The sequence below is a fragment of the Exiguobacterium sp. s34 genome (assembly GCF_018617435.1).
In the GTDB taxonomy this organism is placed as follows: Bacteria; Bacillota; Bacilli; order Exiguobacteriales; family Exiguobacteriaceae; genus Exiguobacterium; species Exiguobacterium aestuarii.
Genome location: NZ_JACSKE010000001.1, coordinates 69,165 through 87,006 on the forward strand (window position 1 = coordinate 69,165; position 17,842 = coordinate 87,006).

General features: G+C 53.0%; 22 protein-coding genes. 2 read left to right on the top strand and 20 right to left on the bottom strand.

Annotated elements, in window-relative coordinates; all coding sequences use genetic code 11:
- From KNO87_RS00360 to KNO87_RS00380, 5 genes are all read right to left on the bottom strand, one after another.
- A partial coding sequence (locus tag KNO87_RS00360) for a flagellin N-terminal helical domain-containing protein (RefSeq protein WP_214814648.1) occupies positions 1 to 622 on the bottom strand: 622 nt, incomplete at its 3' end.
- 287 nt (positions 623 to 909) lie between these two features.
- Positions 910 to 2,202, bottom strand: coding sequence for a methyl-accepting chemotaxis protein (locus tag KNO87_RS00365; protein ID WP_214793788.1), 1,293 nt, complete (start codon positions 2,200 to 2,202; stop codon positions 910 to 912).
- A gap of 118 nt (positions 2,203 to 2,320) precedes the next feature.
- Entirely contained in the window at positions 2,321 to 2,644 is a 324-nt protein-coding gene (locus KNO87_RS00370) for a hypothetical protein (RefSeq protein WP_214793783.1), read from the bottom strand.
- Positions 2,645 to 2,654: 10 nt separating this feature from the next.
- Positions 2,655 to 3,482 carry a GNAT family N-acetyltransferase gene (locus KNO87_RS00375; RefSeq protein ID WP_214793780.1) on the bottom strand — a complete coding sequence of 276 codons (828 nt, stop codon included), beginning with the start codon at positions 3,480 to 3,482 and terminating at the stop codon, positions 2,655 to 2,657.
- Positions 3,483 to 3,548: 66 nt separating this feature from the next.
- The gene (locus KNO87_RS00380) at positions 3,549 to 4,034 is read right to left on the bottom strand and encodes a hypothetical protein (protein WP_214793776.1); all 486 of its coding nucleotides are present in this window, start codon (positions 4,032 to 4,034) and stop codon (positions 3,549 to 3,551) included.
- Between the two features lie 156 nt (positions 4,035 to 4,190).
- Between KNO87_RS00380 and KNO87_RS00385 the strand changes: the two genes are divergently transcribed.
- Positions 4,191 to 4,691, top strand: a complete 501-nt coding sequence (locus KNO87_RS00385; RefSeq protein ID WP_074033734.1) for a hypothetical protein — start codon at positions 4,191 to 4,193, stop codon at positions 4,689 to 4,691.
- Positions 4,692 to 4,721: 30 nt separating this feature from the next.
- On the opposite strand, the gene KNO87_RS00390 is transcribed toward KNO87_RS00385, so the two are convergent.
- The 3 genes from KNO87_RS00390 to KNO87_RS00400 all read right to left on the bottom strand — a co-directional run bounded on the left by KNO87_RS00390 (position 4,722) and on the right by KNO87_RS00400 (position 7,049).
- Positions 4,722 to 5,657, bottom strand: coding sequence for a DMT family transporter (locus KNO87_RS00390; protein ID WP_214793773.1), 936 nt, complete (start codon positions 5,655 to 5,657; stop codon positions 4,722 to 4,724).
- A 102-nt stretch (positions 5,658 to 5,759) separates the two neighbouring features.
- Positions 5,760 to 6,047, bottom strand: coding sequence for a putative quinol monooxygenase (locus tag KNO87_RS00395; protein ID WP_214793771.1), 288 nt, complete (start codon positions 6,045 to 6,047; stop codon positions 5,760 to 5,762).
- A gap of 141 nt (positions 6,048 to 6,188) precedes the next feature.
- Positions 6,189 to 7,049 carry a YitT family protein gene (locus tag KNO87_RS00400; protein WP_214793768.1) on the bottom strand — a complete coding sequence of 287 codons (861 nt, stop codon included), beginning with the start codon at positions 7,047 to 7,049 and terminating at the stop codon, positions 6,189 to 6,191.
- Positions 7,050 to 7,228: 179 nt separating this feature from the next.
- Between KNO87_RS00400 and KNO87_RS00405 the strand changes: the two genes are divergently transcribed.
- Complete coding sequence (locus tag KNO87_RS00405) at positions 7,229 to 8,143, top strand: YitT family protein (RefSeq protein ID WP_214793765.1); 915 nt, start codon at positions 7,229 to 7,231, stop codon at positions 8,141 to 8,143.
- Between the two features lie 56 nt (positions 8,144 to 8,199).
- Here the strand turns inward: KNO87_RS00405 and KNO87_RS00410 are convergent, their stop codons facing one another.
- The 12 genes from KNO87_RS00410 to treC all read right to left on the bottom strand — a co-directional run bounded on the left by KNO87_RS00410 (position 8,200) and on the right by treC (position 17,820).
- Positions 8,200 to 9,255, bottom strand: a complete 1,056-nt coding sequence (locus KNO87_RS00410) for a diguanylate cyclase (protein ID WP_214793761.1) — start codon at positions 9,253 to 9,255, stop codon at positions 8,200 to 8,202.
- Positions 9,256 to 9,348: 93 nt separating this feature from the next.
- On the bottom strand, positions 9,349 to 9,576 hold the full coding sequence (gene csrA / locus KNO87_RS00415) for a carbon storage regulator CsrA (RefSeq protein ID WP_078147346.1): 228 nt from the start codon (positions 9,574 to 9,576) through the stop codon (positions 9,349 to 9,351).
- Positions 9,576 to 10,013, bottom strand: coding sequence for a flagellar assembly protein FliW (fliW, locus tag KNO87_RS00420; RefSeq protein ID WP_214793759.1), 438 nt, complete (start codon positions 10,011 to 10,013; stop codon positions 9,576 to 9,578). Before fliW ends, csrA begins: the two co-directional genes overlap by 1 nt.
- Positions 10,014 to 10,028: 15 nt before the next feature.
- On the bottom strand, positions 10,029 to 10,583 hold the full coding sequence (locus KNO87_RS00425) for a DUF6470 family protein (RefSeq protein ID WP_251126715.1): 555 nt from the start codon (positions 10,581 to 10,583) through the stop codon (positions 10,029 to 10,031).
- Between the two features lie 27 nt (positions 10,584 to 10,610).
- A complete protein-coding gene (gene flgL, locus KNO87_RS00430) occupies positions 10,611 to 11,546 on the bottom strand; it encodes a flagellar hook-associated protein FlgL (RefSeq protein WP_214793753.1) in 936 nt (311 codons plus the stop codon).
- 6 nt (positions 11,547 to 11,552) lie between these two features.
- Positions 11,553 to 13,073, bottom strand: a complete 1,521-nt coding sequence (gene flgK, locus KNO87_RS00435) for a flagellar hook-associated protein FlgK (RefSeq protein WP_214793750.1) — start codon at positions 13,071 to 13,073, stop codon at positions 11,553 to 11,555.
- Between the two features lie 14 nt (positions 13,074 to 13,087).
- Positions 13,088 to 13,444, bottom strand: coding sequence for a flagellar export chaperone FlgN (flgN, locus tag KNO87_RS00440; protein WP_214793747.1), 357 nt, complete (start codon positions 13,442 to 13,444; stop codon positions 13,088 to 13,090).
- A 114-nt stretch (positions 13,445 to 13,558) separates the two neighbouring features.
- Positions 13,559 to 13,810 (bottom strand): flagellar biosynthesis anti-sigma factor FlgM, encoded by a 252-nt coding sequence (locus KNO87_RS00445; RefSeq protein ID WP_074033759.1) that lies wholly within the window; start codon positions 13,808 to 13,810, stop codon positions 13,559 to 13,561.
- Between the two features lie 23 nt (positions 13,811 to 13,833).
- Positions 13,834 to 14,220, bottom strand: coding sequence for a flagellar protein (locus KNO87_RS00450; RefSeq protein ID WP_214793744.1), 387 nt, complete (start codon positions 14,218 to 14,220; stop codon positions 13,834 to 13,836).
- Positions 14,221 to 14,238: 18 nt separating this feature from the next.
- Positions 14,239 to 14,907: a ComF family protein gene (locus KNO87_RS00455; RefSeq protein WP_214793741.1), complete on the bottom strand. Its 669-nt coding sequence runs from the start codon at positions 14,905 to 14,907 to the stop codon at positions 14,239 to 14,241.
- Positions 14,904 to 16,061, bottom strand: a complete 1,158-nt coding sequence (locus KNO87_RS00460) for a DEAD/DEAH box helicase family protein (RefSeq protein WP_214793738.1) — start codon at positions 16,059 to 16,061, stop codon at positions 14,904 to 14,906. Before KNO87_RS00460 ends, KNO87_RS00455 begins: the two co-directional genes overlap by 4 nt.
- A 124-nt stretch (positions 16,062 to 16,185) precedes the next feature.
- The gene (treC, locus tag KNO87_RS00465; RefSeq protein ID WP_214793735.1) at positions 16,186 to 17,820 is read right to left on the bottom strand and encodes an alpha,alpha-phosphotrehalase; all 1,635 of its coding nucleotides are present in this window, start codon (positions 17,818 to 17,820) and stop codon (positions 16,186 to 16,188) included.
- Positions 17,821 to 17,842 lie beyond the last annotated feature (22 nt).

Here is a 17,842-nt window from a genome sequence, read left to right on the forward strand (position 1 = left end):
CGAGACGGTTTTGTGTGGCACCTAGTTTCGAACGTTCTCCTGAGACCGTTTCGATTGCTGTATTGATTGTCGTAATAGCTGTGTTAGCTCCTGCTTGAGTTGCAATAGTAACAGCACCAACCGCGAGACCTACAGAACCCATGTTAGCCACAGTTAAGTTTAAGTTCTGGTCTTGGTTTGCCCCAATATGAAAATTCCCGTTGAACGTCCCGTCCAATAATTTCTTAGTGTTAAATTCTGTATCCGTTGCAATTCGATCGATTTCTTGAATTAATTGTCCAACTTCTTTTTGCATTTCAGTACGATCTGTATCTGTATTTGTATCGCTAGCAGATTGAACTGAAAGTTCACGCATGCGTTGAAGGATTGAATGTGTCTCGTTCAAGGCGCCTTCAGCAGTTTGAATTAATGAAATGCCATCTTGTGCATTTTTCGAAGACATATCAAGACCACGGATTTGCCCGCGCATCTTCTCAGAGATGGCGAGACCCGCCGCGTCGTCACCAGCACGGTTGATGCGAAGACCTGAAGACAATTTCTCCATCGCTTTGCCCGTCTGTGCCGTGTTGAATGACATGTTGCGGTGTGCGTTCATCGAGTTAAGGTTGTGATTGATAATCATGTTAAGTTCCCTCCATAGGTTTGAGTTTTTTCCGCTCTTCCAAATCCATTTGTCTGAGCTTACAAGGCATAGGCCGGCCCTTGCCTTGCAAATGTTGGAACGTTTTATCGTTTCCATACTCTATATCGGAATATACAGGTATCTGTTTAGTCATTATCCAAAAAAGATACACATTCTGACTACTTCTCTTCAATTCGAATAGAAAAAACTCCCTTCAAGAGATAGACAGGTTATATTATTTAACCTGTCTACTTTTTAGGGAGCTTATCACACTAGGCCGCTTCTCCTTACACTTCCACCTTCATCTGTTCCGTCTCATTCTGCAAACTTTCCGCGACGCGAACGAGTTCTGTCATCGCCCCGTTCACTTCTCCAAGGCTTGCCGCCTGCTGGCTCGCCGCTGATGTCACTTCATTCGCATAACGTGATGCTTCTTCAACCATACCGACGATGCCTGCCGAGTTCGTCACGACCGAGTCGATCTGACCGCGTGACTCATCAAGGAGTGAATCGACTGAATGCACGTGGCTGTACACTTCATTTGCCGAATTATGAATCGATGCGAACGCACCACCTGCTTTTTCAACCAATCCGACACCTGTCTCGACTTCTGCTTTCACGTTCGCCATCGACGATGACGTATCGCCAACGAGACGCTTTACGTCGACGATGAGATCTGTGATTTCTTGCGTCGAGTTCGCCGTTTGTTCCGCGAGCTTTTTGACTTCTGCCGCTACGACGGCAAATCCACGACCATGCTCCCCGGCACGTGCCGCTTCAATCGACGCGTTCAAGGCAAGCAAGTTCGTCTGTGCCGAGATGTCACTGATGACATCCGTGATGCGTGAGATTTCGCCCGTCATTTCTGTCAACTGGCTGTTGAGCGTCGATGACTGTTCGACTTTCCCAGCAATCGCATGCATCGCATTGACCGAAGACGACGCAAGGCCTTTCCCGCTCTCCGCTTCTTGTTGCATCTCGCTCGCCGAATCAAGCGCCGATGACATCTCTTGACGGATACTCTCCATCGTCCGCGCAACCGCTCCGAGCAAGTCCATCGAGCTGTACGTCGCACTGACGTTGTCTTCTAACATCTTGTTGAGGGAATCCATCGCGACGCGAATACTTTCGCCCGCGACATTTCCTTCTTGTACTGAAGCTGCAATTTCCTGTGCCGAACCCGTCAACTGGTCCGCCGTATAACGCATGTTCGTCCCTTGCTCCCGAAGGTGTTCGACCATGTTGTCCATCGACAAGAGCAAACGTCCCATCTCCGAACGGTCTGATGTCTTCTCGTCCGCGAAGTGAACCGTCAAATCACCGTTCCCGACTTCAACGGCTTTTTCAGAAGCCATCTCGACGGCTTTGAGTGGACGACGGGCGATCAAGTAGATGACGATGCCGCCGAGTGACGAGATAAGTAACGCCACGACCGTACCTACGAGCATGACCTGACCTTGTTCCATCTCGAGTTCTGTCAAAAGCAATAGCGTGATGTAGCCGACCGCTCCGCCCGTGATAAAGGACGTGACCAAAATCCACGCGAGCAGTTGTGTCGTAAAGTTTTTAAATACTTTCACTGTGTTGTTCCTCCTCATTGTGTTCATCACTCCTTATATCGTCCGATTTCCAATGAATGTATAGCGTTTTCAGTTGAACGTTTGGTCAATGAAAAAACGCACCCCAGAAAGGAGTACGTTAAAATGCTTCATCGTCACGTTCGACGCGCGTCACCCGTCGTGGTGTCGTCGCTGCGTCAATCGCGAGCGTGATTGCTGCCGCCCAGTGGAGCATCATCCCGACGATCGGAATGAACCCGAGGACTGATGCCGTGATCCCGACGGCCGCGCCATACGAGAATCGGTTCATTCGGCTGAACGAGAGAATCAACACGATGACGTGATAGACGAACATGAATCCGAGGGGCGAATACCCCATCCCGATGATGAAGAGACCACCGAGAATCGGGATCCCGAGAAAGGCTTCAAACGCCGCACCTAGCCATTTCAGATTTTTCACCATATGGTTCACCTCATAATTCAATCATGTAAAACTCATAGCCACCATTCTCTGCGAAGCCGGCACGCTTATAGATTTCGAGCGCCGCCTTGTTTTCCGTCTCGACATCGAGCTCGACTTTCGTCCGGCCCATGCGGAACAGTTGTTGCACCATCTGCTTCAACATCTTTGTGCCGTAGCCTTTACCTTGTTCTCCTGCTTTGACACCAAACGCGTGGATGCTTGCCGCATCGTCACCGACTAGAAGGGCACGGATGACGCCGACCGGCTTACCGTCGACTTCGCCGATATACGTCACGCGGTCCGGTGTATCGATTTGTTGATAGATGTTTTCCGTCACATCGACCGGGTCACCGAACGCCTCGCTGAGCGTCGCGATGATGAGCGGACGGTCGTCTGCCGTCGCCTTACGGAGCGATACCTCGTCCGGTTTTAAGAACAGCTCCGCCTTCTTCAAGACGAGATTGTATTCCGAGAACTGGTACGCCGCCTGAAGGTGCTCGAGTACTGCCTTCCCAGATGACGAGTTCCGGTCGATGACGAACGTGAACGCCTCACAGCCGTTCAGTTTCGCATCCTGTTTCGCCGTCTCGAGCAGTGCCGTGAAGACACCTTGCTTCCGGTATTCCGGATGGACGAGCGCGTTCACCTCATACTCGTTCGGGAGATACGGGAAGAGCATGAGATACCCGACGAGCGTTTCCCCGTCATATACCGCATAGTCGTTCTGTCCGACCGACTCATGACCGACTTTGACGTCGATCTTGTCGTTCTCATTGACCGCCTGTTCTAACATTTTCACATCATCTGCTTGTTTGACTTCTTCTACTGTCCAATTCATGTACATCACCTCATTTGTATTGTAGCACAAAGGAAAAAGCCCGCCGTAGCGAGCCCACTTACGAGATTATAACGTCCGGAACTCCAACTCAGGGAGCGTCTCGATCAATTCAGCAATCTCATCCGTATGCGCCTCGGCACCCGGGACCGCTTCTGTCGGTTCCACCCAGAAGAACGTCTTGTCGTTCGTGCCGAGGTAGTTACCGTATCCGACCTCTGTCGCAAACGCTTCTTCCGTCAACCCCCGGTCGATCAAGTCCAAGTGGAACAAGAGTTGGTCGTCCCCGTCCTCGACGTTATAGTACAAATCGAACGTGCTATAGCTCTTCGTGTCCCCGATGTCGACGACGTCCTGTGCCTTCTCGATATAGACGTCACCGCGCTCGATCGCCGCAACGATTTTTGACGGCAAGATGATCTCGTACCCAAGCTCTCGGTCACGGATCGTCTGTGTCGTATCCTCTGTCCGTCCCCGGGACGAGACGACACCGACCGTTGCCACCAATGCACCTGTCACACCGAGCGCGAGCGCCCATTTCATCGATTTGTTCACAAGAACCACTCCCTAGTTGTTGATGTCTTCACTTGATTATCCCACAAGTTGATGACTTTTCATCAAATATTCTGAAAAAATGTTTCCCCTTACATTGACGACCGTCCGCCAATCCCATACGATGGTAATAACGTACTAGAGAAAAGAGGAACTGACATGTCTAACGAAACTACTTTGACGCGCGCTCAGCTCGACGCGCTCCTGAAAAACGTCTTCGCCCTTCAAATCCCGGTCATCGAGAAGTTCATGACGGATTTGTTTAAACAATACGTCTCGACGGCTTCTACGTTCAAACAAGATATGGACACGATGAAAGCGACAGACTGGCACAAGCACTTCTTCGGTCAAAAAGTGATGCCGCACCTCTTCATCGAAAACCTCGGCTTCGGCGCATCGTTCCGCCACCAAGGTCAAGAGAAGGTCGTCAGCATCCCGGAGAACATGACGGTCGTCAAACCGGACTCGGACGCACAGATCAAAGAGATTTTAGAGAACCTCGACAAGACGCTCGCGTCGATGGACGGGATCAAAAACAAAGGACTTGTCAAAAAGTTCTATAAAGAAACGCTCGAACTCATCTGCCAGCTCGGTAGCCGTACTGGTATGATGGATGACTTCTATGACAAAGTCAAAGGCAGTTTGACAACAAGTTCATGACAATACCTCGCTCGAAGGAGCGAGGTTTTTTTATGCCTCTTTTTGCAATGCGGTCGGAAGCTCGATGAACTGGCTGCGGCTATGGAAGACGACCCCAATCATGACGAGTGTAATCCCCACCAAGGCAATCGGGGACGGAATGACCGCATGGAGGAAGATGAGCTCGCCGATGAGGGCGAACAACACCTCGAGCGCCTGCGTCGCCTCGACGGACGCCAGTTTTCCCATATCGTGCTTGACGAGGTCCGTCGCCTTGAAAAATAGGACGGTCGCGACAATCCCTGACAACAGGGCGACGAGGAACGTCTGCCCGAGCTGGCTCGATGAGGGGCGACCCGTCGTCAAGCCGTACCCGAATAGTAAGAACCAGACCGGGAGCGAGCCGAGGCACATTCCAAGAATGCGTTCGAACACGTCGAGGTCCGTATGTTGCATCATCTTCCGATTCCCGAGCGGATACGCGAAAGCCGCGATGACGACCGGAACGATGCCGAGCCAGAGGAAACGAGGCTCAAACGATTCGAAGAACTCGACTTGCATCAAGACGACCCCGATCAAAATCAGGCTCGAGAATCGTAGTCCACGCCACGGGATCTGTTCGCGTGACCCGTCCGGCCGCTTGAAGAGTGGTGACAAGAGCGCACCGGCGACGATCGTCACTTGCCATGTGCCCGCGATGAGCCATGGGGGCGCGACCTCGGCCGCGAGACAGATGGGAACGTAAAACAACCCAAACCCGACCGTCCCCCAGACGAACCACGGACGTGGATTTTCCGTCAGTGCCTTGACGACCCGCTTGAGCCCGCCCCGCAAGGCGACAACAATCATTAACAGTGGGATCATCCATAAAAAGCGGAGCGAGGCACTGTAGGCGAAGCTGCCTCCCCCGACTTGCATCACTTCATTCAACACGAACGTGCTCGCAAAAAACAAGGCTGCGAAGACACCGAGTACAAGCGGACGCATACGTTCCCTCCTTTCCGAATCCTGTCTTGTTCTCGGTACCCATCTATTTTTCCTGCAAAAAAGACGCATGACGCGTGGTCATCCGTCTCTTCATTCAATCCGTCACGTTCGCAGTTCGAGCGCGGCAATCCGCTCCATCTGCTCGAGGATAGGCTTCGCCTGATCGATATACGCCCTCACTTCAGCAAGCGACAACGACGCCGCATGCGCATCCTCACTCCGCCACACTTCATAGACGAACACCGTGTCCGCCTCATCGAGCGATACGTGGACCCGATACGATTCACAGTCCGGCGTCGCCTCCATCTCCCGCGCCGCTTCCGATAAAATCGCCACGAGCCGGTCGCGTTGTCCCGCTTTCGTGACGAGCTTGCCGATCAGTGCATACATGCTCCATCCTCCCCTTTCCCTTGCCTCGTCTCATTCCACTTCCCATGTCCGTTTTCCTGCATGGACGCTTCGCACATGCGGAATGTTTTCGCGGCGCACGTTTCCCGGTCAAACAAAAAACGGACAGCACGTGGCCATCCGTTAGTGAATATCGCGTTTTTGGAAATTCCCGCCCTTGACCTCCGTCACTTCATACACGACGACGAACGCTTTCGGGTCGACATCATCGATGATGTCTTTGATTTTTCGTTCTTCGAGCCGGTTGATGACGCACGTGATTTCGTAATAGCTCTCTTTTGAATACGCCCCTTGGATTTGATTCAACGTGGCGCTTCGTCCGAGACGGTCCCGAATCGTCTCGACCAGCTCATGCGGTTCACTCGTGATGATCTTGAACGTCTTCGCCCCGCTCAATCCCTCTTCGACAATATGTATCACTTTGGATGCGATGAAGTAGGCGATCGCGGACAAGACGGCCCCTTGAAGCCCGAACACCGTCGAGACGACGATAAAGACGAACGTATTCAAAAATAGAATCAAGTCACTCGTCCCGAACGGCAATTTACGGGACAAAAGGACGGCCAGCATATCAATCCCGTCGAGCGCGCCCCCGTTACGAAGGGATATCCCCATCCCGAACCCGAGGATGATTCCGCCGACCACGGTGATAAGGAGCGCGTCGCCCTCGATGATGGTCGGTACACGGTGCATGATCACCGTACCGACAGACAACGACGCGATTCCCGTGACCGAAAGGATGGCGAAGCTCTTTCCAATCTGTTTATAGCCAAGGTAGATGAACGGAATATTCAGAATCCCGATGAAGATTCCGAGCGGCAACCCCGTCAGCTGCGACCCGACGATACTGATCCCGGTGATGCCCCCGTCCGACACGTTATTCGGGATGAGGACGGACTCCAACCCGTACGCCGCAATGAGTCCGCCTATGATGTTCATGAAGATTTGAAATCCCATCAACCAGACTTTATTCTCTCGTTTCATGTTTCATTGACCTCCTTCTCAGTTTCAACAACTTTTTTAGCCTATCACAAAACAATATCGAAATAATTCACGAGAAATCATCAATCTATTCTGAATATTCATGTCAGATTCTCTGTCTCAAATGATTTTGCCTCGACTCGTTTTGGTATACTTAAGAAAATGGAAAGGGGGCACCACGTATGCAGCGTACACCCATGCCTTCCCCGACACCGGAGGAAGTGCAGCGTTTAAGGCGCGAACATAATCCGATCAAAGCGTCCGAACTGTTTGCGAAAGTCGTCCTCTTGCTGCTCGGTTCCCTCGTCTTCGCGGTCGGGTTGGAAGCGTTCCTCGTTCCGAACCAAATCATCGACGGCGGGATCGTCGGGGTCTCGATCATCGTTTCCTTTTTGACCGAGACGAAACTTGCCATCTGGCTCGTCCTCTTCAACTTGCCGTTCATCTATTTCGGCTATCGGCAAATCGGGAAGACGTTCGCCGTCGTCACGTTGACGGCAATCCTACTCATGTCGGCGTTCACGATCGTCCTGCATGACATCCAACCGTTCACAGATGACCTCTTGTTGTCGACCGTCTTCGGCGGCTTCTTGCTCGGGGCAGGCATCGGGCTCGTCATCCGCGCCGGTGGATCGCTCGACGGGACCGAAATTCTCGCCGTCGCCTTCACGAACCGATTACCGTTCTCGGTCGGGGAAATCGTCATGTTCTTCAACATCTTCATCCTTGGGACGGCCGGCTTCGTCTTCAGCTGGGACCGGGCGATGTACTCGCTCCTCACGTACTTTATCGCCTTCAAGACGATTGACGTCGTCTTAGAAGGAATTGACCAGTCGAAAGCGGCGTGGATCATCACGACCGCACCGGAAGAGATCGGCCAAGCCATCATGGACCGGCTCGGTCGTGGCGTGACGTATCTCCACGGGGAAGGTGCCTACACCGGGGACGGGAAGAAAGTCGTCTTCACGGTCATCAGCCGACTCGAGGAGACGAAATTAAAGGACATTCTCGACGACTATGACGAGAAAGCGTTCCTCGCCATCGGAAACATTCACGACGTCCGGGGCGGACAGTTCAAGAAGAAAAACATTCACTAAACGTGAAATCCCCTATAACCGCTGGACACACATCGCCAACGGTTATAGGGGATTTTTTAGGCGAAACGTACCTGGTCCCGTCCATTCCGTTTCGCATCATATAAAGCCTCGTCCGCCCGCTCGAACACGACCATGCTCGGCTCGTGCCCGGCGACCGCCGCACCGATCGAGACGGTCATCGGAATGACCTCGCCCTGACATTCGAACGTCGTATGGCGCACCGTCTCGACTAACATTTCCGCCAACTCTTTGGCCTGTTCACTACCTTCGATGACGAGCAGGAACTCCTCCCCGCCGTAACGACCGACGAACCCGCCCGGCGGACAATGCCGTTCGAGTGTCTGACCGATATGCCGGAGCGCGGCGTCACCGGCCAAATGACCATATGTATCGTTCAACTGTTTGAAGTGATCAACATCGATGACGAGTAACGTCCACGGCTTCCCGGACACTTCTAAGTCATTCATCTGTTCGAGCGTCCGGTAACGGTTCGGAAGTCCCGTCAATTCGTCGATGGTCGCCCGATGCGTATGCAGAAGGAACATCCATAGATGCGTCTCGAGCTTCTTCGCCCCCCAGTAACAGAGCCATGCCCCGAGCGACAGCATGATGAAATACGGTACGAAGACGTTCACGAACACCGTCGCATCAACGCTACCGGTCACCCGCATCAAGACGAGGAGCGCACCGAACCCGATATAGACGGCATACCCTCGTGACCGATGCATCGGCATATGCGAGAGGATGAGTGAAAATATGTAAAAGGCGATGAACATGAGAATCGAATCGACGAACGGGGCACTCATCCCGTGTAATGTCATCCGCCCGATAAAGATGAGCGCGAGCGTGACGATGGCACCGAACGGTCCGGCGTACGTCGCCGACAACGCGATCGGGATGAGGCGGAGGTCGATCCTCGCGTCACCGAGTTCAATCGCATTGAGGGTCAACAGAATCGCCGTCAATCCGTTCGACACCCCGAACCAAAAGCGGACAAATAATGGGGAGGACGGCTGAATCGGTAAGACCGTCCGCATCACATAGAGCGTGAGTGACATGAGTAAAAAGATGAGACTGATATTGATTAAAAATTGGTTGATGACCGTTCCCACCGTTTCTCCTCCTTCCCTTTCCGTTTCCATCCTATCCCAACTAGGTGAAACATGTCACCCTTACATTCTAAATTTACAAAAAAAGTCGAAAGCTCACGCTTCCGACTGCTTTTGAATCATCTGCTTCATCAAGTTGGCACTGTCTCGTGCTGACTCGTTCTCTTCTTGCATTTGAATGTACACTTCATGACGATGGATATCGATATGGCGCGGGGCATCGATGCCGAGCTTCACCTGGTCGCCCTCGATAGCGAGAACGGTGAGCGTCACATCGTCCCCGATGTGGATTGCCTCGCCTTGTTTCCGTTTCAATACGAGCATCAGCGCACCTCCGCTTTCGTGCCGCCGAGCGGATAACGGGCCGGATAGGCGTCATCTAAGATGACTTGCTTCCCGCGTCGTTCCTTCGTCTCGATGACAATCGGTGCCTTCAAGTTGAGCGTCGACGCATCGAACGGCTCACGGAGCGTGACGATCGAGTAGACGGAGACATGTTCTGCTTCCGCAATCCCGAGCTGGTCTTTCGCCCCGTCCGACAGTTCAAACGAATAGTCCGCCTTATGCCAGAACGGATTCGTCACGACGAACGCGCACGCCTTCTCTTCGATCGACTGGAGCGACCAGAACGGCAACTCTTCCCCGTACGGAATCAAGACGAACGTCTTCGAGTCCGGGAATCCTGGAATCTCACTGACGAATGTGATCGTCTCCGCTTCATTTATTTCAATCTTGCCAAAGTAGTCTGTTTCAATGAACATGGATTGTCCTCACTTTCAACGCGTTTCATCATACATCCCACCGACCGGCCATATGTCGAGCGACGCCTGTTGACGGAGGGAAATGTCCGTCGTCCATGGCGTGAACGAGATGTCAGCCGGTGTGAGCGATACATCAATCTGGGGCGGTGTGATATTCCATTCGATTTTCACATCCGCGGGCGTATACGTCAACTTGACACGGTCAATCGATTTCGGCATATAACCCATCTCGACGATCGGATACGGGTCGTTCACTTTCTCTGCAGCGATTGAAGGGATCGGGTTCCCGTTCTCGATGCGCATGAGACGGTCCCCTTCACGGGCAATGTTCGCCATCGCCTCGCGAGCCCCTTGTTCCCCCATCTGTCCGAACGATTTTCCGAGTTCGAGCGCGCCTTTCAGGTTACTCTCACTCCGAGCAACCGAGGAGTCGATGTCAAGTTTCCCTTGAGTCGTCTGTTGCGTCATCTCGGCCTTGCCTTGCTTCATCGACATGTCCGCCCGAGCTTGACGCATCTCGAGCACTGGTCGGTTCGACGTCATCTGGATGGCGGCAAAGGTTTGCCGCATTTCAAGTCTCGCGAGATTCATGACCGATTACCGGAGGAAGTCAAGGAGGGTCGGTTGAATGATTCGAGCCCCTGCCGAGAGCGCCGCACGGTGGACCGTCTCATGCGACTTCAACTCCATGATGACTTTCTCGACGTCGATATCTTCGTTGTCGGACATGATTGTCTTGGCGATGATCTCGTGGTCTTGTAGACGGTTGTCGACGAGCTCCAAACGGTTCGCCCGGGCCCCGAGCTCAGACCGCTCGGTGATCAAGTTTTGCCCGATCGTATCGAGCGTCTCGAGCTGGGCCGACAAATCAGCACCACCCGTGTTCTCATCGGCGAGCAAGCCGCTCAATTGTTTCAATCCTTCAAAGAGTTCTCGTCCGAAGACGGTCTCTGGCTGCATATTCACTTGCATCGTGATCCCTTTTGAGACTTCGAACTCGATTTTCCCGCTCGCCGTCGGAGGACCGTCCGTCCCATAGATAGACTCAAGCGTTGCTCCAGGTTCTTCGTTCAAATAGTCTTTGAGCGCCTGCATGTCAATGAGCGGTTTGTCCGTTTTCGTCCCGTTGTAAATATATTTCTCGCCCGCCTTCGAGTTGGCGAGTGAGCCGATATGTTCGATTAACTGGTCGACCTCACTCTTGATGATTGCGCGTTGCGACGACTCGTACGTATCGTTCGCAGCTTGCGTCGTCAACTCACGGATCCGTTTGACAGCTTCCGTGACCTCGTTCAATGTCGAGTCCGTCATGTCCATCCAACTCGTCGCCTCGCTGACGTTACGGCGGAACTGATCGACTTCACGCACCTCGGTCCGATATCGGATTCCTTGCATCGCGACGACCGGGTCCTCTGATGCCTTTTGGATCCGCTTCCCGCTGATCAGTTGTTCCTGGACGCGGGCGAGCGTATTATAGCTACTCGATAAGTGTTTCAAGTTCGTCTGTGTGAGCATCGTCTGTGTGACACGCATCAGTCATTACCTCCCTACGACACCCATGCCGTTAATGATTTTGTCGAGCATCTCGTCGACGGCCGTGATGTTACGTGCCGCCGCATTGTATGCATGTTGATATTGGATCATCATCGTCATCTCTTCATCGAGCGAGACCGCGCTCACCGACTGGCGGCGCTGGTCCGAGCTACTCAAGAGGGCGAACGTGCTCTTCGCGAGGTTCGCGTTCTGGCTCGCCTCGACCGCCATGTTCCCGATGACGTTCTGATAGTACTTCCCAATCGAAGTCGTCGTCGTGGCCGACCCGGCAAAGCTTAAGGCCATCTCTTTTAGGCGTGCGAGTTCGAGCGCGCCGCTCCCGTCCCCGATATTGCCGTCTTTCGAGGCTGCGATCAAATCGAGGTTACTCATGAACGTCTCGTTCACTTCAATCGTAGACGCCGTGATATCGGCATTCGTATTCGTATCCGAGTTCACGAAGAAATCGTTACGCCCGTCCGTCCCTGACGCATCTTTGTTCGTCATATGTGCATCGTTGAACGCCGTCGCGAACACGCTCGCCATCTCATCTAAGTCTTTGAGCATCTTCGTATACGCCCCGTCCGCCGCTTCAGGACCCGTTTGGCTTCCGTACATCTCAACGAGCGCTCGCAACTTACCGTTCGGCATGTCTTGGAGCGTCATCGTCTCAGGTGTCGTCGCATCTGCCGCACGATACGTCGACTCGGTCATTTCCCCGACGCCACCTGAGATGCCGTCGACCAATTTGATCGGGTTTGGATTTCCCGGCACGCTGATTTGGATATCAATCCGTCCTTCTGCGACGCGTTGCGAGTTCCCTCGCGTCTCGCCGTTTAAGTAATCGACGGGCACACGCTCGAACTCGATATATTGCGAGAGGTCGTCCATGTAACGGTCACGCTCGTCATACAGTTCGTTCGGTAGGACGCCGAGTGGTTCCGCATCCCCGATTTGACGGTTGACGTCATTGATTTTCGTCAACAGGTCGTTGATCTTTTTCGACACGACGCCCGCTTCCGCTTTCAAGTCATCTTGCACTTTCGTCAGCGACGAAGACATGTAATTGAACGTCTCGGCGAGCGTCATTGCCCGCTGACGGACGACGCTTCGCGCGCCTGTATCGTCCGGGTTGACCGACAAGTCTTGGAGCGATGCCCAGAACAAGTCGAGCGATTTGGCAAGCCCGTTCTCAGACGGTTCGTTGATGATATCCTCCATCCGACCGAACGCCGCCTCTTTCGTCGCATAGAACGCGTTCTTCACCGATTCGTCCCGATACTGTTGGTCGATCATGAGATCGCGAATCCGAGCGAGTGTCTCCCCACGCACTCCGGTCCCGAATTGTCCGGCTTTCGTGCCACCGAAGTTGACCGAGAGTTGTTCCGTCATCCCGAGGGTGAGACGTTGGCGTGAATAGCCAGGGTTTGAGGCGTTCGCCACGTTGTTCCCCGTCGCCTGGAGCGCCCACTGGTGTGTCGTCAGACTGCGACGCGCCGTCTCTAATCCCATAAATGTTGAACCCATTCTGTACTTCCTCCTTAAACGTCACGGCTGAACGAGCGTGTTTCAAACGCCTGTTGTCCGTATGTGAAATCATCTGCTTCTGGCAAGAGCATGTCCAAGTGCCAAGTAATATAACGAAGGGACTGTTCAAGAAGCAACGCGTTCAATTCGTTCTGACGCTTCAACTCGAACAAAACTGGTCTCAGTTCCTCTATCTCTTCATCGTCCAATTCATACGTCCCTTGAAGTCGTTCTGCTTCTTTTTGTGAGATTTGTCGGACGAGTTTCGCCTCTTCTTTGACGAGTGCGCTAAAAGCGGCCATGTCATTTTGAACGAGCAGCTGTTCTTTCGTATAGGCCAATTCGAGTAAACGTTTATGTAATGTGAGCATGAGTCTCTCCTTTTCTCAAAAAAAGAGCCGACTAAAGAAAGGGGTGCCCCTTATTTAGTCAGCTTCCGTGCCGTGTTATTCAGTGCGAAGGCCTCAAACGGACCTCGCTTCCATTCATCCTTGTAGAAAGCGTTTGGCGATTTCACGCGCGTCCCGTGAATACGTGCCCGCATCAATCTCTGCTTTCAAAGCGTCGATTTTTGCGAGACGATCCGGATGTTTCACCGGTTCTTCAAACCGGGCGCGGGCTTCCGCCGAGATTGACAATTGGTCCGTTTGGCGTGATGGCGCGGGCTTCGGCTCGACTTGCGTTTTCTTTTCATAAGTGTTCGGTAAGTGTACCCACTTGGCTGAATCGATGCGCATGCGTCTTCCCCCTCTTCATGATGTTAATCCAAACGATAAGCGCGAGCAGATGACGATTTCGTCAAGCTCTCTTGTAGACTAGACAGTTCCTTCTGCATATCTCTCTGGCAGTTCGAACACACTTTCCCTTCATTCGTCGGTTGACCGCAACGTACGCAGCCGACCAAGAGTTCCGGGTTGTCCTTAATGATCAGGCGTCCTTCATGGATATATCGCGTGATATCAAGTTCTGACACACCTGTCGCTTCGACGAGGGTGCCGATGTTCGTTGATTTGTTTTCTGGTTCACGAATGAAGTCACGGACTTTCAAAAAGTTTTGGAAGTCGACTTCACTACATGATGGGCAATAAGGCGAGCGACCTTGTTTCATAAACAAGCGTCCGCACATTTGGCAAGATGCTGCATCCATTGGTTTCACCTCTGCTCTTTATATCGGACGCGTTTTTGATTTGTTTAGCGCCCGAAATAAGCAAATCGCAGAAACTTCTGTCGCACCCGCCTGCCGTAACGAAAATGCTGCCTGATGGAGCGTCGTCCCCGTCGTATAGACGTCGTCTACAAGAATGATTTTCCCACATTTCACTGAAGTTGGTACAGTGAAAGGATTCGTTCGGTGTCGTCTTTCTTCTTTCCCGAGTTCGCGTTGACTTGAAACCTCGTTCTTTTTGATCAGTTGCCGGGTCGGACCGATCTTTCGCGCGAGCAGTTCTGCTTGATTGAAGCGACGCAATCGGAGTCGTTCATCACTAAGCGGGACGGGTACATACGTCACACCCGGTTCTCTTAGCGTACGAAGCACTGGTGCGACCGATGCGGCGATGGCGACGTCTCCACTGAACTTGAAGCGATGTAGCCATTCTACACCCGCCTCGTCATACGCGTATAGACAATGAACAGTCAAATCCAACCCGAGTGCGAGCCAGCGGATACAGTCCGGGCACGTCTCACCAGTCTCGTTCGGTTGACCACAACGCGGACAGCCTGCATGGAGCGGTGTCAGTCGGTCCTCACACGATGGGCACACCCAGTCACGTTTCCATAACGTGGCTGGTGTCCACGTGACGGTCATCGGTTGATGACAAAGGAGACAGTTCATCGTCTGTTCGCCTTCTGAATCGCGCGAATGGCGAGGTCTTGTCGGAACGTCCGCTCTCTGTAAAAGAAACAGACCTCCCCCGTCGGCGCATCCGGTTTTCGCCCGGACCGGCCTGCCATTTGAATGAGCCCGCGTGTCGAGAAGAGCCGATGCTCACTCTCGATCACCCCGACCTGCACGTCCCGAACCGTCATCCCTCGCTCCCAAATCGATGTCGCGAGGACAATCCCGTTCGTCTCTTGGAGCCAGTGAAGCGCGTCAGTCCGCTCATCGGTCTCGGCAGACACAATCCGACACGTAAATCCTGCGTCTTTTAACGTCTTTTGATACCGTTCCAGATCAGGCTTCGTCGGTACGAACAAGAGACACGGTTTCGATGCATGACGTCGACAGAAGTCGAAGAGTCGCTCATCGGTCTGTTTGACGAGTGTCGGCACAGGTAAATCAAACCCGTGATAACGGCGAGACAGGTGGACCGTCGAAAACATCTGTTGCCATACGGTCGGGGTCGCCGTGATGAAGACAAACACACCTTTACCGACACGAAGGATGGTGCGCCATAACGTGACGTCAAAGGCGAACGGGAAGGCATCGGACTCATCGACGAGCACATAATCGAACACATGACATAGATTGAGTAGTAACGGCGCGGTCGCGACGGTGATCATCCCGATGGAATCTTTTTCCCCGCCTCCGTATCGTCTCGTGACGGGTACGGTGAATGCCTGTTCGAGTCGTTCCACCCATTCTAGGGCGACGTCTTTCCGTGGGGATACAATCAACACCCGTTTCCCTTCATTGACGACCCGCTCGATCACTGGGAACGTCATCTCGGTCTTCCCGGCCCCACACACCGCGTGGACGAGCCCGGTCTTGCGGTCGTCCCACCAAGCGAGCAACTGATTCGCGACCCGCGTTTGGGCAGGTGCGAGTTCGAACGGCATCGTCAATTCGGTCGTCTCGGGTGGAGTCGTGATGTCCCTTTCTTCTAAAAAGTCACAGCGACAGACGCGTCCGAGATACAGACAGTTCCGGCAGTAAGCACACGAACCGTGATGACAGGTGAAGGTCCGGACGTTCGTGCTGAGGCAGCGTTGGCAGATGCCGAAACGGATGGCACGGGTCCCGTTTGATGCGACGATGAGTTCCCCCATATTTCCTTGCTCCTTTTTCCTTTCACGCTAGCAAATTGGAGACGCGACTGCGACTCAGCTTATGAAGGACAACCAATCGACTAAACACAAATAGGACCCGACGAAAGAGTCGGGTCCCACTTGCTTATTTCTGTTTATAGAACATGATCGCCTCGTATGGACGAAGGGACAACGTCGTCCCGTCGAGCTCAGGCACGTCGTAGTTGTGGCTGACGACGCTCACCCGCTCGAAATCTTCCGGGATCGTGTACGTCGTTTCGGTTCCATAGAAGTTGGCGACGACGAGGAGCTCCTCGCGGTCGGTCTTCCGTGTATATGCCCAAACGTCTAACGAATCAGGCGTGAGGAGCGTGTAGTCCCCGTCCGTCAAGACGTCAAGTTCTTTTCGTAACGCAATCAAGTTCTTGTAGTGGTAGAACACCGAGTTCGGGTCATCGAGCGCCGCTTCGACGTTCACGTCTTGATAGTTCGGTGCGACATTGATCCACGGTGTGCCATCCGTGAAACCGGCATGCGTCGTCGCATCCCACTGCATCGGCGTCCGCGAGTTGTCGCGTGACTTTTGTTTGATGGCCGCCATCATGTCTTCATGCGACACACCCTCTTCGCGTTTCAACTTATAGTTGTTGAGCGTCTCGATGTCTCGATACTCATTCAAGTCGTCAAAACCAGGATTCGTCATCCCGATCTCTTCCCCTTGATAGATATAAGGTGTCCCTTGGAGCCCGTGGAGCACGGTCGCGAGCATCTTCGCGCTCTCGACGCGATGGTTCGTGTCGTTCCCGAAACGGCTGACGACACGCGGTTGGTCGTGGTTGCACCAGAAGATGGCGTTCCATCCCTTTCCGTGCATCCCTTGTTGCCACGTCGACATGATGTCTTTCAATTGGATGAAGTCAAACGGTGCCGCGACGAATTTCTCGCCGTTCGGATAGTCGACTTTCAAGTGGTGGAAGCTGAACGTCATGCTGAGCTCGTTCTCGTCCGGGTTCGAATAACGCACACAGTGGTCAAGCGTCGTCGACGACATCTCACCGACCGTGATGACGTCATGACCGTCGAACACCTCTCGGTTCATCTCTTTCAAATATTCGTGGATACGTGGACCGTCCGTATAGAATTTCCGGCCGTCCGACTCATCCTCTGGGAAGTCTTGTTCTTTTGAGATCAAGTTGATGACGTCGATACGGAACCCTTTGATCCCTTTCTCGCGCCAGAAGCGCATCATCTCATAGACGTCCTCGCGCATCTGCTCGTTCTCCCAGTTCAAGTCGGCCTGGGTCACGTCGAACAGATGGAGATAGTATTGTCCGCTCTTCTCATCATATTCCCACGCGTTCCCACCGAACTTCGATTCCCAGTTCGTCGGCTCGTCACGCCAGATGTAGTAGTCACGGTATCGTTCGTCTCCCGATAGTGACTTTTGGAACCATTCATGGTCGGTCGACGAGTGGTTGACGACGATGTCCATCATAAGGCCGATGCCCCGCGCCTCTGCCTCACGGATCAATTCGTCGAGGTCTTCCATCGTACCGTATGAAGGGTCGATGGCATAGTAATCACTCACGTCATAGCCGTTATCGTGTTGAGGTGACTGATAGACAGGCGTCATCCAAATGTATTCGATGCCGAGTTCTGCCAAGTAATCTAGCTTCGCCGTCACCCCTTTGATCGATCCGGTCGCGTTCCCTTCCGGACTGTAAAAACTTTTCGGGTAAATTTGATAGACGACTGATTTGCGCCAATTTTTCTGTGTCATCAACGACATCTCCTTTTTGTAA

What these genes read in the sequence shown, in the direction of transcription:
- csrA (WP_078147346.1), bottom strand. Translation starts at nt 9,576, where the DNA reads ATGCTCGTATTGAAACGGAAACAAGGCGAGGCAATCCACATCGGGGAC.
- KNO87_RS00460 (WP_214793738.1), bottom strand. Translation starts at nt 16,061, where the DNA reads ATGGGGGAACTCATCGTCGCATCAAACGGGACCCGTGCCATCCGTTTC.
- KNO87_RS00385 (WP_074033734.1), top strand. Translation starts at nt 4,191, where the DNA reads ATGTCTAACGAAACTACTTTGACGCGCGCTCAGCTCGACGCGCTCCTG.
- treC (WP_214793735.1), bottom strand. Translation starts at nt 17,820, where the DNA reads ATGACACAGAAAAATTGGCGCAAATCAGTCGTCTATCAAATTTACCCG.
- KNO87_RS00370 (WP_214793783.1), bottom strand. Translation starts at nt 2,644, where the DNA reads ATGGTGAAAAATCTGAAATGGCTAGGTGCGGCGTTTGAAGCCTTTCTC.
- KNO87_RS00455 (WP_214793741.1), bottom strand. Translation starts at nt 14,907, where the DNA reads ATGAACTGTCTCCTTTGTCATCAACCGATGACCGTCACGTGGACACCA.
- KNO87_RS00375 (WP_214793780.1), bottom strand. Translation starts at nt 3,482, where the DNA reads ATGAATTGGACAGTAGAAGAAGTCAAACAAGCAGATGATGTGAAAATG.
- KNO87_RS00450 (WP_214793744.1), bottom strand. Translation starts at nt 14,220, where the DNA reads ATGGATGCAGCATCTTGCCAAATGTGCGGACGCTTGTTTATGAAACAA.
- KNO87_RS00445 (WP_074033759.1), bottom strand. Translation starts at nt 13,810, where the DNA reads ATGCGCATCGATTCAGCCAAGTGGGTACACTTACCGAACACTTATGAA.
- KNO87_RS00405 (WP_214793765.1), top strand. Translation starts at nt 7,229, where the DNA reads ATGCAGCGTACACCCATGCCTTCCCCGACACCGGAGGAAGTGCAGCGT.
- flgL (WP_214793753.1), bottom strand. Translation starts at nt 11,546, where the DNA reads ATGCGTGTCACACAGACGATGCTCACACAGACGAACTTGAAACACTTA.
- flgK (WP_214793750.1), bottom strand. Translation starts at nt 13,073, where the DNA reads ATGGGTTCAACATTTATGGGATTAGAGACGGCGCGTCGCAGTCTGACG.
- fliW (WP_214793759.1), bottom strand. Translation starts at nt 10,013, where the DNA reads ATGTTCATTGAAACAGACTACTTTGGCAAGATTGAAATAAATGAAGCG.
- KNO87_RS00400 (WP_214793768.1), bottom strand. Translation starts at nt 7,049, where the DNA reads ATGAAACGAGAGAATAAAGTCTGGTTGATGGGATTTCAAATCTTCATG.
- flgN (WP_214793747.1), bottom strand. Translation starts at nt 13,444, where the DNA reads ATGCTCACATTACATAAACGTTTACTCGAATTGGCCTATACGAAAGAA.
- KNO87_RS00395 (WP_214793771.1), bottom strand. Translation starts at nt 6,047, where the DNA reads ATGTATGCACTGATCGGCAAGCTCGTCACGAAAGCGGGACAACGCGAC.
- KNO87_RS00390 (WP_214793773.1), bottom strand. Translation starts at nt 5,657, where the DNA reads ATGCGTCCGCTTGTACTCGGTGTCTTCGCAGCCTTGTTTTTTGCGAGC.
- KNO87_RS00425 (WP_251126715.1), bottom strand. Translation starts at nt 10,583, where the DNA reads ATGCGGCAAACCTTTGCCGCCATCCAGATGACGTCGAACCGACCAGTG.